The sequence below is a fragment of the Labilibaculum antarcticum genome (assembly GCF_002356295.1).
Lineage (GTDB): Bacteria > Bacteroidota > Bacteroidia > Bacteroidales > Marinifilaceae > Labilibaculum > Labilibaculum antarcticum.
This window is the reverse complement of record NZ_AP018042.1, coordinates 5,081,051-5,097,059: the sequence shown is the minus strand read 5'-3', so window position 1 is coordinate 5,097,059 and position 16,009 is coordinate 5,081,051. Positions and strand designations below refer to the sequence as shown.

The window sequence follows — 16,009 nt, the reverse complement described above, 5'->3', positions numbered from 1 at the left end:
AGCTTCTGATTCAAAATAAATTTTCATATTCTTCACAAATAAAAGATATTTAAGATAAATTCAGTAGAGCATCAGTGAATATTTCTGTGATCTTGAATCTTTTTCTAATTTTGGGAAAGCTTATCCCGTTTAAGTAAAATTTGCTCTGATATCAAAAAATTAAAGCTTTTTATCCACATCTTGGATCCTCCTCAATAAATCTAGAAATATTCCTCTATTCTTAATTATTCCTAATTAAAAGAGTTTCAGTCAAATACTAATTTCTTATTGGATTTGAGGTGTTTAGCACATCAATATGTAACAATAATCCCCATCTTTGTATCAAGAAACAACAAATAGTTAACTATTGATTCAATAATTAAACAAAACACTAAGAATAATGTCCAAAAAAAGTATGACCGATGCATTAAAGTACCACTCAGAAGGCCGTCCAGGTAAAATAGAAGTAGTACCAACAAAACCTTACAGAACTCAACGTGATTTAGGCTTGGCTTACAGTCCGGGAGTCGCAGAGCCATGCTTGGAAATTGAGAAAGATCCTGAAAAAGCTTACAAATACACTGCTAAAGGAAATCTGGTTGCAGTTATTTCAAATGGAACAGCAGTTTTAGGCTTAGGAAATATTGGTGCTCTTGCAGGTAAACCAGTGATGGAAGGAAAAGGGTTACTTTTCAAAATATTTGCCGACATCGACGTATTCGATATCGAAGTAGATGCGACTGATATAGATAAATTTGTTGAGACAGTTAAAGCAATTGCTCCAACTTTTGGAGGAATAAACTTGGAAGATATCAAGGCTCCTGAATGCTTCGAAATAGAACAACGCTTAAAAGAAGAGTTGGATATTCCGGTTATGCATGATGATCAGCATGGAACAGCGATCATTACATCCGCAGGCTTGCTCAATGCACTGGAAATCAGCAATAAAAAAATCGAAGATGTTTCGGTTGTTGTAAATGGAGCTGGAGCTGCCGCAGTATCCTGCACCAAACTTTATATTGCATTAGGGGTTAAACCCGAAAATGTGGTGATGTGTGATAGTCGGGGTGTAATCAATAGTAAAAGAACAAATTTAAATAAACAGAAAAAGCAATTCATCACAAATCGTGATATTGATACTTTGGAACAAGCTATTGTTGATGCAGATGTGTTCTTAGGATTATCAGTAGCAGGTATTCTAAGTACCGAAATGGTTAAAACCATGGCTGAGAATCCGATTGTATTCGCATTAGCAAATCCTAATCCTGAAATTGGCTACGACGATGCTATATCAGCAAAAGAAGGTGTTATTATGGCTACTGGTCGCTCTGATTATCCCAACCAGATTAACAATGTCTTAGGATTTCCATACATTTTTAGAGGGGCTTTAGATGTTCGAGCAAGCGCAATTAACGAAGAGATGAAAATTGCTTCGGTTCATGCCATCGCAAAATTAGCAAAAGAATATGTTCCGGAATCTGTGCACTCAGCTTATAATGAATCTAATATCGTATTTGGCCGCAATTATATTATTCCTAAAGCTCTGGATCCACGTTTGCTCTCAAGCGTAGCGGTGGCTGTTGCTAAAGCTGCTATTGATTCGGGTGTGGCACGAAAAATCATAACCGATTGGGATGCTTACGCTGAAGAATTAAGACAGCGATTAGGATCAGAAAATCAATTAATTAGAACTATTTTCGACAAAGCTAAAAGTAATCCAAAACGTGTCGTTTTTGCTGAAGGAAATAACTTAAATGTATTAAAAGCAGCTCAAATTGTTCTTCATGAGGGAATTGCAAAACCAATTATATTAGGTAATCCTGAAAATATTAAAAGAATAGTTTCAGAAAACGAATTGGATCTCAATGGTGCTGAAATTATAGATATTCGTTCTCAATCGGAAGACGGAAAAAGAAATCATTATGCCAATGTTTTGTGTGAAAAAAGAGGTCGTAAAGGATTAACTCATAAAGAGGCTGTTGAAAAAATGTTCGATCGTAATTATTTTGGAGCAATGATGGTTGAAAATGGTGATGCAGATGCCTTTATATCAGGATATGCAACACGCTATTTTGAAGCCTTAAAAATTGCGAGCAAAGTAATTGGTATTGAGGAAGGAATGAAAACTTTAGTTGGCATGAATATCATTATGACCAAAAAAGGGCCCCTTTTCTTTGCTGATACTACAGTTAATGCCGAGCCAACAGCAGATTCATTAGTTGATACAACATTAAGTACTGCGCGTGCCTTAAAAACCTTTAACATTGAGCCCGTAATGGCTATGGTGTCGTACTCTAATTTTGGATCAGTGAGAAAGGGTAGTCCGGTGAAAGTAAATCAAGCCATCACTAAATTACACAATAATCATCCTGAATTACTTGTAGATGGTGAAATGCAGTTAAATTTTGCTCTCGATAAAAAATTAAGAGATGAAACTTTTGGTTTTACAAAAATTAAAGGGAAAAATGTTAATACTATTATTTTCCCAAATCTTAGTTCTGGAAATATTGCCTATAAATTAATGCAGGATTTAAATGGCTATGAAAATATTGGTCCGATTTTATTAGGAACAGCAAAGCCATTTCATATTATACCCATGGGATGTTCTGTTCGTGAAATCATAAATATGACAGCATTTGCTGTCGTTGACGCACAATCATAAATATCACCAAAACAAATAAAAAAGGATGGGATTCAATAAAATCTCATCCTTTTTTTTTTATCTATTCAATTATACTACATATTTTTGTGCGAAAAATTAAATTATGACGATCTTATATGAGTTAGATTTATTAGGTACTCTTGTATTTACAATCAGTGGAACATTATCTGCAGCAAATAAAAAACTCGATCTTTTTGGGGCCTATTTTACAGGGTTTATTACTGCGATAGGTGGTGGAACTCTTCGCGACGTGATCCTTGGTAATTTTCCTGTTGGTTGGATCAGCGACATTAACTACCTAATCGTTATATCGACTGGTGTTGCGCTCACATTTCTCTTTAAAAGGTATATCATGACTTTAAAACGAACTCTATTTTTGTTTGATACGATAGGAATTGGTGTCTTTACAATAATAGGAATCGAAAAATCATTAAGCATGGGGATACATCCCTTTTTATCCATAATAATGGGATTATTTTCCGCTGTAATGGGAGGTGTTATTAGAGATACCCTTTGTAATGATATTCCATTAATTTTCAGAAAAGAGATTTACGCAACCGCCTGTTTGGTTGGCGGAGTTCTTTTTATCACCCTCAACTTCCTTGGTGTAGAACCTTCTCTTAACCAATTCATAACCATTGCATGTATAATCATTATTCGAATAATCTGTATCCGCTTTAAAGTTTCGCTGCCAGTTTTAAAATACTAGACTTAAGACATATCAATTAAGTTGTTGAAATTAATATATTTACTGGCATCTTGCCCAAAAGTATTTACTTTTTTCTCATGAATTTGATAGGTGCACCTTTCTCCATAAATTCCTGAGAAAAGAATCTCATACTCCTGATCTTCATCGTCTTGCATTAAAATTTTAAAAATATTTTTATGTGCCTTTGGATACCTTAAACTCTTATGGCAGCAAGGACAATACATACTAAGGTTTTCATTCTTTTCAATATCAAAATTAGGATGCTTATTAATTTCGTAATCTCCCAAATGAATACTAAATAATAGAAGCCCCTTAACTCCTTTCTCATTTTTAGCCGAGATAACAATTTGATCTCCAACATTGAGATAGGTTCTACAAATTGGACATAAATAGTTTGCCTTCATAACGATAAATTTAAATGGATAACTTCCTTATTAAAATATAAGACATTACAAGAAGAATGTCAATTTAAATCATCTTATTACCAGAGGTATAAATAAATTATTAAATACTTTTTGGTCTTTTTTTTATTATATCTCGTGTTGTAATTTTCAATTAAATATTAATTCGGCTATATTTGATGAAAGGCACACTTTAAAGCCTGCCAAATCGTTAAAAAGAATTTGAATTGAAACTAATTATAACCATACTTCGCTGGATTGCGCGCTTTTTAGGGATCTTCTTATTCCTATTTTTTATTTGGTTTGCTATCCAAATTGGTTCTCCTGATTTAACTATGATGTCTGAACAAGAAATTAAATTATTCTCGGCAAATGTCATAATGCTTATCGGATTAATAGTCGTATGGAAGTTTGAATTTATTGGCAGTCTTCTTCTAATTTGGGGCTATATTTTCTTCGCAATTGCCAATTATTCTTTTTGGAATGGACCTGTATTTCCTACGTTCTTATTTTTAGGTTTATTACATCTATTATGCTGGGGTTTAAGCACTTTTACGAATTTTAAAAGTTATAAAATTTCATTGCTGATTTTCCTTAAATAATTCTGCTTAGGAACATTCTATTAAAATTCTATTAACGAATGAAATTTTTATTATTTTTGAATCAATAACAATCATAACAAATATAAATCTTAGTTCATGTTAAATATTGCACTTTTTGGCCCTCCTGGCGCAGGTAAAGGAACTCAATCAAAGATGCTTGTCGAAAAATATAATCTAGCTTATATATCAACGGGAGATATTCTAAGAAGTGAGATTGCAGAAGGAACCGAGCTTGGTTTACAGGCAACAGACATCATAAAAAGGGGTGGACTTGTTCCCGACGAAATTATTGTTCAAATTATTGAAGAACGTATACTAACCAATACTGACGTAAATGGTTTTCTTTTTGATGGATTCCCTAGAACAATAGTACAAGCCTATATTCTTGAAGGTTTACTTTTAAAGATGAATACAAAACTGGACTGTATGCTAAGTTTGCAAGTACCTTCAGACCAATTGCGAAGTCGTTTGTTAGATCGTGCAAAGAAGGAGGATAGAGAAGATGATACAGAGGAAGTTATAAGTGTTCGTTTAAAAGAGTATGACACCAAAACAGCTCCTGTTGCCAATTTCTATAAAGAAAAAGAAATATACCACGGTATTGAAGGTATGGGTGGTATCGATCAAATTTTTGAGCGATTGACTGCTATTGTAGATCAAACACTTCAAAAATCATGGATTAATTTGGTTTTATTAGGTCCTCCAGGATCAGGAAAAGGTACTCAAGGAAGAAAATTAGCCGAGCAATTCAATTTAGTATATATTTCAACGGGTCATTTAATGCGTCAAGAAATAAAAAAAGACACAGAAATGGGTCAAAGCGCGAAAACCTATATTGAAAAAGGAGATATTGTTCCAGATGAAATTGCGATTCGATTAATTGAAAGACAAATCCGCAAGCATCCAGATGCCAATGGCTTTATTTTTAAAGGATTTCCCCGAACTATTGTTCAGGCTTACATACTTGATGGTCTTTTACGAAAACTCGACTCTACGGTCACTACATCAATCAATCTTAACGTTTCTACTCTTGAATCCATTAAACGTCTAACTTCGAGAAGAAAAACCATTGGAAAAAGGCTTTATGATGATACTGATATCATTATTCATCGATTAGAACAATTTGAAAAGAGAAGCATTAAAGTATCCCCCTATTATTCCAAACAGAACAAATTTGAAATGGTAGATGGAATAGGAACTGAAGACGAGGTCTTTAAACGACTCACGGATGTTGTCAATAATTCATTCAAGAAAATTAGATAATTTGATAAAAAACTGGCTTTTCACAAAAATGCCAGTTTTTTTTTATTTTCTCCTCTTACAAAGCAATTGAAAGCCTTGACATAGTAATATTGCTCTTTAATCAAATGTAATCGGTTAGTAGTCATAAATTCGCTAAAATTGTAATTAATATAATTCAAGAGGAGAAGCAATGTATCTGGAAAATCCAAGCCTAAAAAAAATACTTAATTCATTAGAAAATCATACTTCTACTGATAATTCATTTGCTTTTATACTTATTGGTGAAGATTCTAAAATTTCCTTAAATGAGCTTGTTGAATCATTAAATCAGAAAAATATTCGATTTGCTGGCGGAGTATTCCCTCAAATAATCTACAACGAAAAAACATCAAATCAAGGCGTTGTTATCAAATGGATATGTGATGATTCTATTTCTATCTATTTTGATTCCCCCGAAATATTTAGCCGTCAAATTTCAAAATTGGATAGTGCAATATTTTCAACAGCTTATGTTCTAGTATCCGGTTTGTGCTCCAATAGTTCCGAACACTTAAGATCATTATATACCTATTTAGGAAATGATGTTAAATTTATAGGAGGTGGTGTCGGACGAATCAAAGAGAACAACGAAGGCATTTTAATTAGTAATGATGGAGTATTTAGATCAGGATCTATAGTCATACTAACTAAAAGCAAGGCAACAACAGGTGCTTTACATGGTTGGACAAAACTTTTTGGCCCTTTTATTGCTACAAAAACTGAAAAAAACTTTATAAAGGAACTTAATTGGGAGAATGCATTTGTTGTATACCAGCGATTTTTAAAAGAAGTATTAGACATCGATCTTGACAGATTAAATTTTGAGGAAAATTCTATCCATTATCCATTTGGAATCTATAAAGAGAATAAAGAATATATTATAAGAGACCCAATGAAAGTTTCTGAAGAGGGTTACCTGCAATGTGCAGGTAGTATTCCAGAGAATTCACTTATCGATTTAATGTCAATGGGAAAGGAAGATTTTAAATCAATTCCTAAAAATCTTATTACCCAAAATATCAATGAAAAATCAAAAATATCTGATGTGTTGATTTTCAATTGCATATCAAGAGCTAATCATTTAAATAATGATTTCTATATGGAATTATCTAATTTAGCTGAAGAAATTAAAAACAACCAAAGTCAGATGAATTTAGAAGGAGCACTTTCCATTGGTGAAATATACTCAAGTGGTGAAGGGTATCCTGAAATATTAAATAAATCTATCGTTATAGGTTTATCATATACAGATTAGAATGCTAACAAACGATATAATAAAAGACATTTCATTTCTTTACGAATTATCTCTATCTATTGGACAATCATTAGATATGAAGGAAAATTGTAAGCAATTTTCACATGCACTAATGTCATTTAAAAATATCGAATTTGGCGGTGTTTGGATTAAAAACAAGCACATTCCATTTTCGAATAATGAATTTGGATTAAAAGCTATTTATTCGCATCCTATTGTTAAGCTTAAAACTGATTCTATATGCATTCCTAATTTTATTGATAACTGTTTTGAATCTCAAAATTCTTTTTCGTGTGTTCTTACACAAGAGATTAGTAATGAAATAGGATTTAAAGTGAAAGAGGGGGGAGCAATAACTTTTTTTCAATTAAAAGACATTGGATTTTTGGCTCTCTATTCATCGTCAGAAAAACGAATTTGGAGTGATATCGATCAAACTAAATTAAAAAATGTTGTAGATAAATTTTCAGTTTCCATACAGGCATGCATCTCACATGAAATATCTATTCAGGATTTACTGACAATTACAGAAACAAAAAAGGAACTTGAAAAAGCCAAGAAGGAGGCGGAGGAATCAGAGCAATTAAAATCAGCCTTTCTTTCAAATATAAGTCATGAAATTAGGACTCCAATTAATGCCATAGTTGGATTCTCAAACTTATTGTCAGACACGGAGATAAATATAGAACAACGCACCAATTTCATAAGTCACATTTCAAATAATAGTAAAAAACTATTAAAACTAATAAATAATTTGATTGATGTTTCCAAAATGGAAACGAACCAATTAGCTATTCAAAAAGAAAAATTTGTTTTAAATCCAATTATAACAGATCTATTTAAGATCCATAAAACATATCTGTTAAGTCATTGCAAACTTAAGCTAAAGCTTGTATTACCTGATAATAGTGACCAGTTCTCAATTTATTCCGACAAGAATAAAATCATTCAAGTATTTGATAATCTTATAGATAATGCTATAAAATTCACCCCAAAAGGATTAATTGAGATAGGTTATTTTATAGAAAATGAAAAACACCCCGTGTTTTACATAAAAGATACAGGTGTGGGTATTTCTTCGGAAAAACAAGATGTTATTTTTGATCTATTTAGGCAAGGTGAAAGCAGTTCTACTCGAAAATTTGAAGGTTCAGGAATAGGTTTAACACTTTGTAAAAAAATGGTGCAACTTTTAGATGGCGAAATTTGGTTTGATTCTGAAGCTGAGATCGGGTCAAATTTTTATTTCAAAGTGCATGATTCCGGACAATCAAATCTTAAGTTGTTAAGAGATTCTTCTGATAAATATGAAAATAGAATTGAAAAATCAGGAATTAAGTCCATTAATTATTCAAATTGCAATATTTTAATAGCTGAAGATGTTAAGTCTAATTTCAACTACCTAAATGCAATAATTGAATTAACAGATGCTAATGTAATTTGGGCTCGGAATGGAAAGGACGCAATAGAAATATGTCAAACCAATAATCCTCAAATTGATTTAGTATTAATGGATTTGAGAATGCCTGAAATTGGTGGCTTAGATGCGATTAAACAAATTAAATCATTTAATAGTGGTATTCCTGTTATTGTACAAACAGCCTTTACGTTTAACAACGAAAAGGAAGAATGTTTCAATGCTGGGGCTGATGAATTTATTACAAAGCCTATTGATCCACAGAAATTAATTGAAGTCTTACAGAGGTTTTTGTAACTCAATCTTGATATTTCTTAATATCTAGCCTTCATTATGAGTTTATTAAAAAACGTACATTTGTCCTATAATCAACATTACGTTAAATAGAGTATATTGAAATAAAAGGAAGCCGTAACTTCCTTTTATTTTATAATTTATGAATTATTCCATTCCATCCAACTTGGCCTTGATTTGATTATATTTTTCAAGGTAAACTTCTTTTTCATTTCTTAATTTGAAATATAGCTCTTTCAAAGTAATCATAGAATTTTTCTCATCAGGTTGCATTTCAAGAACCTTTTCAAAATATGGAACAACAGCTTCATATTCGGTATAAACACCTTTAATTGCTTCGTTATACTTTTTAGCATCCATTATTTCATTGGCTGCTTTATGATTTTGTATGGCTGAATTTAGTTTTAGCAATCCCAGATTATACTGAGAAGTAAAATCCTCAGGATCCATACTCAATGCTTTATTGTACATCTCTTCAGCCTTAGCAAATTCCTCGGTTTTTTCATATAATGTACCTTTAGCGCGATAAAAAGAACTGTTTGTTGGATCTAACTCAATTGCTTTATCCAGATAGTCAGCAGCTTTTTCAGGCTCTCCACCTAACATGTAATGATTTATCAATTCAACTAACATCCATGAATCATTTGGAAATAGCTCAAATCCTTTATGCAGGTATTTAACTCCTTCTTCTTTATTTCCAGAATCATTTAAAACTTTAGCCAAATTAGCATAAGTTTTTGCGCCCCCATAATTGTACTCAATAGATTGCTTGTAATATTTAGCAGCTTTCTCTAATTGATCAGACTTTTGAGCAGTCATACCTGCATTAAAAATTACAGCTGTGTCAATTGTAGCATTTTCCTTAAACATATCCATTGCTTCAATTTCCAAGACTCTTTCAAAAGCAGCTAAAGCACCAGGAAAATCTCCTTTATTGTAAAGGTTTACTGCTTCATTTGTGTAATCAGGAATCATATTTGTCATCTGAGCTGTAATAGGCTTTTCCATTCTCCCCTTCTCATCTAACTCAAGAGCTTTCATGTAAGCATCAAATGCAACATCAAGTGGATTTTCCGACAATTTCTTGTACGCAGGAAGAGGACTCTCAAAGATAGCCTGATATACTTTTCCTTTCACAAGATATGCCTTAGCATATTCCACACATTTTTCGTCCTGAATTCCTAAATCAATAGTTTCTTTTGCCTGATCTAACTTACCGGAAGTAAGATAATTCTGGGCTCCAGTAACTTTACTTTTTTGTGCGCTTACACTTGCAACACACATAAGCATAACTAGAATGAATGATACTTTTCTCATAATTAATGTTTAGTTATTATAACAATCTTGCACAAAAATATATTTTTATTCCATATTAAAGCACAAGATTGGTTTCTTTATATTTAGTCTAAGTATTTATTCTTTACTCATCTCCTTCTACTGGTCCTGTTGACTCAGTTGACTCTTCTCCTTCTGCTGGTTTCTCTTCCGTTAATTCAGCTTCTTCAGGTGAAGAATTTACTTTAGCAACAGCTGCGATCGAATCATTTTTCTTACTCAGGTTAATTAAACGAACTCCCTGGGTAGCACGTCCCATAACTCTTAAATTAGAAACAGCCATTCTAATTGTAATTCCAGATTTATTGATGATCATTAGATCTTCAGTATCGGTTACATTTTTAATAGCAATTAAATCACCTGTTTTCTCAGTGATACTAATGGTTTTAACACCTTTACCACCTCTATTGGTAATTCTGTAATCATCAATTTTAGAACGTTTTCCAAAACCATTTTCAGAAACAACAAGAATATCCTCTTCTCCATTCTTAACACATATCATGCCAACTACCTCGTCGCTTTCATCTTTTAGCGTAATTCCACGTACTCCAGAGGCTGTTCTTCCCATTGGTCGCACCTGACTTTCAGCAAATCTAATCGCTTTTCCTGAACGTCCGGCAATTAAAATCTCATTGTTCCCATTTGTAAGTTTAGCTTCAAGCAATTGATCTCCTTCACGAATAGTAATCGCATTTACACCGTTAACTCTCGGACGAGAATAAGCTTCCAGTGAAGTTTTCTTAATAACACCTTTCTTAGTACAAAGAACAATGTTATTATTATTGATATATTCTTCTTCTTTTAAATTAAGAACATTAATGTAAGCTTTCACCTTATCATCCTGTTCAATATTCAATAGATTTTGAATCGCTCTACCTTTAGATTGTTTGGTTCCTTCAGGAATTTCGTAAACTTTCAACCAAAAGCATTTCCCTTTTTCTGTGAAGAACAACATAGTATTATGCATTGTTGCCATAATCATATGCTCTAAGAAATCTTCTTCTCTAGTAATACTTCCTTTAGAACCTACTCCACCTCTATTTTGAGTTTTGAATTCGCCGAGTGGTGTTCGTTTAATATAGCCCATTCTTGAAATGGTAATTACCATTTCTTCATCAGCATAAAAATCTTCCGGATTAAACTCTTCTGAAGCATAAACGATATCAGTTCTTCTTTCATCGCCATATTTAGCTTTCACATCAAGAAGTTCATTTTTAATGATATCCATTCGAATTGGTTCATTATTAAGAATTGAATTCAAATAATCAATCAATTTCATCAATTCTTCATATTCCGCATGCAGTTTATCTCTCTCAAGACCGGTTAATTTCTGCAAACGCATATCCAAAATTGCCTTAGCTTGTAGCTCATCTAACGAAAAGTTAGACATTAAGCCTATTCTAGCTTCTTCCGGAGTTTTAGATGCTCTAATTAATGCAATTACTTCATCGATATGATCCAAAGCAATAATCAAGCCTTTTAAAATATGAGCCTTAGCTTCTGCTTGTCTTAATTCAAATTGAGTTCTTCGAATAACAACCTCATGTCTATGTTCAACAAAATGCACTATTAAATCCCTAAGATTTAACATTTTGGGACGTCCTTTAACCAACGCAATATTATTAACGCTGAAAGACGTTTGCATTTGAGTATATTTAAACAACTTGTTTAAAACAACGTTGGCAATCGCATCTCTTTTTAGATCGAAAACGATACGCATACCGTTACGGTCAGACTCATCATTTACATTTGAAATTCCTTCTATCTTTTTATCATTGATTAAGTCTGCTGCTTTGATAATCAACTCAGCCTTATTAACCATATAAGGAATTTCACTTACGATTATTTTTTCACGTCCATTGTCCGTTGTTTCAATATTCGTTTTCGAACGCACAACAACACGACCTCTACCTGTCTCAAATGCATCTTTAACACCTTGATAACCGTAAATTGTTCCTCCTGTAGGGAAATCAGGCGCTTTCACAATACGAATCAAATCCTCCATTGAGACATCATTGTCATCAATATAAGTGACTATTGCATCAATAACATCAGATAAATTATGTGGCGCCATATTTGTTGCCATGCCAACAGCAATTCCCGAAGCTCCATTAACTAAAAGATTTGGAATTCGAGTAGGAAGAACCGTTGGTTCCAGTAAGGACTCATCAAAATTGGAAGTCATATCAACTGTATCCTTGTCAAGATCGGCTAATATCTCTTCAGCAATTTTTTTCATTCTGGCCTCAGTATAACGCATAGCTGCCGGGCTATCACCATCAACAGAACCAAAATTTCCCTGACCATCAATGAGAGGATAACGCAAAGACCAATGTTGAGCCATACGAACCATTGTCATGTATACAGAACTATCACCATGTGGATGATACTTACCTAATACTTCTCCAACAATTCTAGCTGATTTCTTGTAAGGTTTAGTTGATGTCATTCCCAACTCTCCCATTCCAAACAATACTCTGCGATGAACAGGTTTTAATCCATCCCTAACATCTGGCAAAGCTCTGGAAACAATCACCGACATTGAGTAATCAATGTAGGCTGATTTCATTTCCTCTTCTATATTAATACGTATAATTCTCTCTCCAGTAGTCATTATATTTATTTTAAAATTCTAATCATTTCTCGGAATTACAAAAGTAACAAAATATGTAGATTTTGCGTAACAAAGGAAGTGATATTTATGAATGGATTAAGATAAATATCACCCCGTTTCGCATTATTGGTTGATTATTAGTTTAATTGCTAATTTAGATAGATAAGAGATGAAAATTTGATAGCCAATTTAGGCTTGTATCTAATTATTTTTTGTTATTTTAATGCTACAATTACAAAATCGGGATGAATTTACCGATTAATTTATATTGATTTGTTAAAATTATTAAAGACCGACTATATGGATTCAAAATTTTCACCTCGTATAAAAGATGTACTTTCTTATAGCAAAGAGGAAGCTGAAAGGCTTGGTAATAATGCTATTGGAACGGAACATTTGTTTTTAGGAATTCTTCGTGAGGGTGAAGGTATTGCTGTTGATATTCTAATTTCATTAGGAGCCAACCTTTACGATATTCGAAAAAACATTGAGAAAAATCTGAAATCAGATGCAATATCTGACTTAGATCAAAACAATATTCCCCTGCAAAGATCAGCGGAACGTGTTCTTAAATTAATATATCTTGAAGCTAAAGCCCTAAAAAATAACACTATTGACACAAGTCATCTCCTTTTGGCCATCTTAAAAGATGAAAAGAGTTTGGTAACTCAAGTTCTAGAGGACAATACCATAGACTACAATAAAGTGAAAGATAATTTAAAAACACTCTTCCCTAAAGCACAGGCAGACTATAATCCAGAAGATCATGAAGAAAAAGGCGGATTGTCTGGTGGTGAATCTAAAAGAACTACATCAAGGGGAAAATCTGAAACTCCAGTATTAGATAATTTTGGTATTGATATAACCAAATCAGCAGAAGAAGGTACTCTGGACCCCATTGTTGGAAGAGAAAGGGAAATTGAACGATTGGCACAAATTTTAAGTCGTAGAAAAAAGAACAATCCAATTTTAATTGGTGAGCCTGGCGTTGGTAAATCAGCTATTGCTGAAGGACTTGCTTTACGGATCATTCAAAAAAAGGTGTCAAGAGTTCTGTTTGGAAAGAGAGTTGTTTCTTTGGATTTAGCCTCAATTGTTGCTGGAACAAAGTATCGAGGTCAGTTTGAAGAAAGAATGAAAGCCATTTTAAACGAGCTTTCAAAAACAACTGACATTATTCTTTTTATTGATGAAATTCACACTATTGTAGGAGCTGGTGGAGCTACAGGATCACTAGATGCAGCAAACATGCTTAAACCAGCCTTGGCAAGAGGTGAAATTCAATGCATTGGAGCAACAACGCTTGATGAGTATCGTCAAAATATTGAAAAAGATGGAGCCTTAGAAAGACGTTTTCAGAAAGTGATGGTTGAACCAACCTCTCCTGAAGAAACAATAGAGATTCTAAATAATATTAAGGAACGATACGAAGACCATCATAATGTTTTCTACACAAAAGAAGCCATTGAAGCTTGTGTCAAACTAACGTCCAGATACATAAGCGACAGACACTTGCCAGACAAAGCAATTGATGCTCTTGACGAATCAGGATCACGTGTTCATATTTCAAATATTCACGTTCCTGTAATCATCGAAGAATTAGAGAAAAAAATAGAAGAAACCCGTCAAAATAAAATTAAAGCTGTTAAAGCGCAGAAGTTTGAGTTAGCAGCAAGTTTTAGAGATAAAGAAAAAACTTTTTCGGAAGATTTAGATCGGGAAAAAGACAAATGGGAACAAGAACTTAGCCTTAAAAAGGAAAAAGTTTCTGCAGACGATATTGCCGAAGTGGTTGCAATGATGACTGGAGTCCCCGTAAAAAGAATTGCTCAGGCAGAAGGCTCCAGACTTTTAAAAATGGCTACTGAACTTCAAGGAAAAGTTATTGGACAAGAAGATGCCATTAGTAAAATTGTAAAAGCCATTCAAAGGAATAGAGCTGGTTTAAAAGATCCGAACAAACCAATTGGCACATTCATATTTCTAGGGCCAACTGGCGTTGGTAAAACTCAACTAGCTAAGGTTTTATCAAACTATTTGTTCGACAGCAATGACTCGCTTATACGAATTGACATGAGCGAATACATGGAGAAATTTGCTGTATCTAGATTAGTTGGAGCACCTCCGGGTTATGTTGGTTATGAAGAAGGTGGCCAATTGACAGAAAAAGTAAGACGCAAGCCTTATTCTGTTGTACTCTTGGATGAAATTGAAAAAGCACATCCAGATGTTTTTAATATTTTACTGCAAGTTCTAGATGACGGTCAATTAACTGATAGCTTGGGACGTAAGGTTGATTTTAAAAATAGCATTATCATCATGACTTCCAATATTGGCAGTAGAGAATTAAAAGATTTTGGGAAAGGAATTGGATTCCAATCAGGAGGATCTGAATCTAATGACTACACCAACAATATTATTCATAAAGCACTAAAAAAAGCATTTGCTCCCGAATTTCTTAACAGAATTGATGACTTGGTCATGTTTAATTCTCTAACTCAAAAAGACATTCATAAGATCATCGATATAGAACTTGATGGCTTATACAAGAGAGTTAATGAACTGGGGTACCATATTAAGATGTCTTCGGCAGCCAAAGATTTTATTGCTGAAAAAGGTTATGATGTTCAATTCGGTGCTCGTCCATTAAAACGTGCCATTCAAAAATATTTGGAAGATGAAATGGCAGAAGTCATTATAAAAGCAAGTATTTCAGAAGGCGACACCATCTCTGTAGGTTTTGATAAAGCCAAACAGAAAATAACTACTAAAGTTCTGAAACTACAGAAAGAATTAGAATAGAAAATTATCGGCATACAGCGAACAACACCCTAAATGTTAAACACAATATTTGGGGTGTTTTTTTTATTTCAATTCTATTTTTATTTAGAGTAATTCAAAACAATTATTACCTTTGGTTTAAACGATAAAATATCATTATGAATAAAAATAATAAAAAAGTTGCCTTTGCAGGCAATCCAATGACTCTTCTTGGAAATGAAGTGAAAACTGAAACAATTGCAAATAATTTTACAGCTCTTGATCAAGGTTTATCTCCAGTACAACTATCTGATTTTGATGGGAAAGTAAAGATTTTATCTATCTTTCCATCTATTGATACAGGTGTTTGTTCGGCGCAAACCCATAGATTCAACAAAGAAGCTGCTTCTTTAGATAAAAACATACAAATCATTACATTATCTAATGATTTGCCATTTGCATTGGGGCGTTTCTGTGGCGCTGAAGGGATAACAAATTTAATTACCCTTTCCGATCATAAAGAACTTGATTTTGGATTAAAATATGGTTTTGTTGTTGAGGAATTACGTCTTCTTGCCCGTGGTATTGTCGTTATAGATAAAGACAACAAGGTAAAATATGTAGAATATGTAGCTGAAATGACAGAAGAACCTAATTACGAAGCAGCATTGAAAGTTGCTAAAGCATTAGTTTAAGATTC

The 16,009-nt window shown here is 33.2% G+C and carries 11 protein-coding genes; 8 read left to right on the top strand and 3 right to left on the bottom strand.

The window, feature by feature from the left end; translation table 11 throughout:
• Window positions 1-379: 379 nt before the first annotated feature.
• The gene (locus tag ALGA_RS23750; protein WP_096432432.1) at window positions 380-2,641 is read left to right on the top strand and encodes an NADP-dependent malic enzyme; all 2,262 of its coding nucleotides are present in this window, start codon (window positions 380-382) and stop codon (window positions 2,639-2,641) included.
• A 103-nt stretch (window positions 2,642-2,744) separates the two neighbouring features.
• Complete coding sequence (locus ALGA_RS20370) at window positions 2,745-3,350, top strand: trimeric intracellular cation channel family protein (RefSeq protein ID WP_096432430.1); 606 nt, start codon at window positions 2,745-2,747, stop codon at window positions 3,348-3,350.
• Window positions 3,351-3,352: 2 nt separating this feature from the next.
• Here the strand turns inward: ALGA_RS20370 and ALGA_RS20365 are convergent, their stop codons facing one another.
• Window positions 3,353-3,754, bottom strand: a complete 402-nt coding sequence (locus ALGA_RS20365) for a hypothetical protein (protein ID WP_096432428.1) — start codon at window positions 3,752-3,754, stop codon at window positions 3,353-3,355.
• 224 nt (window positions 3,755-3,978) lie between these two features.
• On the opposite strand from ALGA_RS20365, the gene ALGA_RS23745 reads away from it, so the two are divergent.
• The 4 genes from ALGA_RS23745 (at window position 3,979) to ALGA_RS20345 (ending at window position 8,603) form a co-directional block, all read left to right on the top strand.
• Entirely contained in the window at window positions 3,979-4,353 is a 375-nt protein-coding gene (locus tag ALGA_RS23745; protein ID WP_096432426.1) for a DUF7670 domain-containing protein, read from the top strand.
• A 96-nt stretch (window positions 4,354-4,449) separates the two neighbouring features.
• Window positions 4,450-5,616 carry an adenylate kinase gene (locus ALGA_RS20355; protein ID WP_096432424.1) on the top strand — a complete coding sequence of 389 codons (1,167 nt, stop codon included), beginning with the start codon at window positions 4,450-4,452 and terminating at the stop codon, window positions 5,614-5,616.
• A gap of 169 nt (window positions 5,617-5,785) precedes the next feature.
• The gene (locus ALGA_RS20350; protein WP_096432422.1) at window positions 5,786-6,889 is read left to right on the top strand and encodes an FIST signal transduction protein; all 1,104 of its coding nucleotides are present in this window, start codon (window positions 5,786-5,788) and stop codon (window positions 6,887-6,889) included.
• A 1-nt stretch (window position 6,890) separates the two neighbouring features.
• Window positions 6,891-8,603, top strand: coding sequence for a hybrid sensor histidine kinase/response regulator (locus ALGA_RS20345; RefSeq protein WP_096432420.1), 1,713 nt, complete (start codon window positions 6,891-6,893; stop codon window positions 8,601-8,603).
• A gap of 144 nt (window positions 8,604-8,747) precedes the next feature.
• On the opposite strand, the gene ALGA_RS20340 is transcribed toward ALGA_RS20345, so the two are convergent.
• Complete coding sequence (locus tag ALGA_RS20340) at window positions 8,748-9,917, bottom strand: tetratricopeptide repeat protein (RefSeq protein ID WP_096432418.1); 1,170 nt, start codon at window positions 9,915-9,917, stop codon at window positions 8,748-8,750.
• Between the two features lie 103 nt (window positions 9,918-10,020).
• Window positions 10,021-12,549 (bottom strand): DNA gyrase subunit A, encoded by a 2,529-nt coding sequence (gene gyrA / locus ALGA_RS20335; protein WP_096432416.1) that lies wholly within the window; start codon window positions 12,547-12,549, stop codon window positions 10,021-10,023.
• Between the two features lie 300 nt (window positions 12,550-12,849).
• Between gyrA and ALGA_RS20330 the strand changes: the two genes are divergently transcribed.
• Entirely contained in the window at window positions 12,850-15,351 is a 2,502-nt protein-coding gene (locus ALGA_RS20330; protein ID WP_096432414.1) for an ATP-dependent Clp protease ATP-binding subunit, read from the top strand.
• Between the two features lie 137 nt (window positions 15,352-15,488).
• A complete protein-coding gene (gene tpx, locus ALGA_RS20325; protein WP_096432412.1) occupies window positions 15,489-16,004 on the top strand; it encodes a thiol peroxidase in 516 nt (171 codons plus the stop codon).
• Window positions 16,005-16,009: the final 5 nt, after the last annotated feature.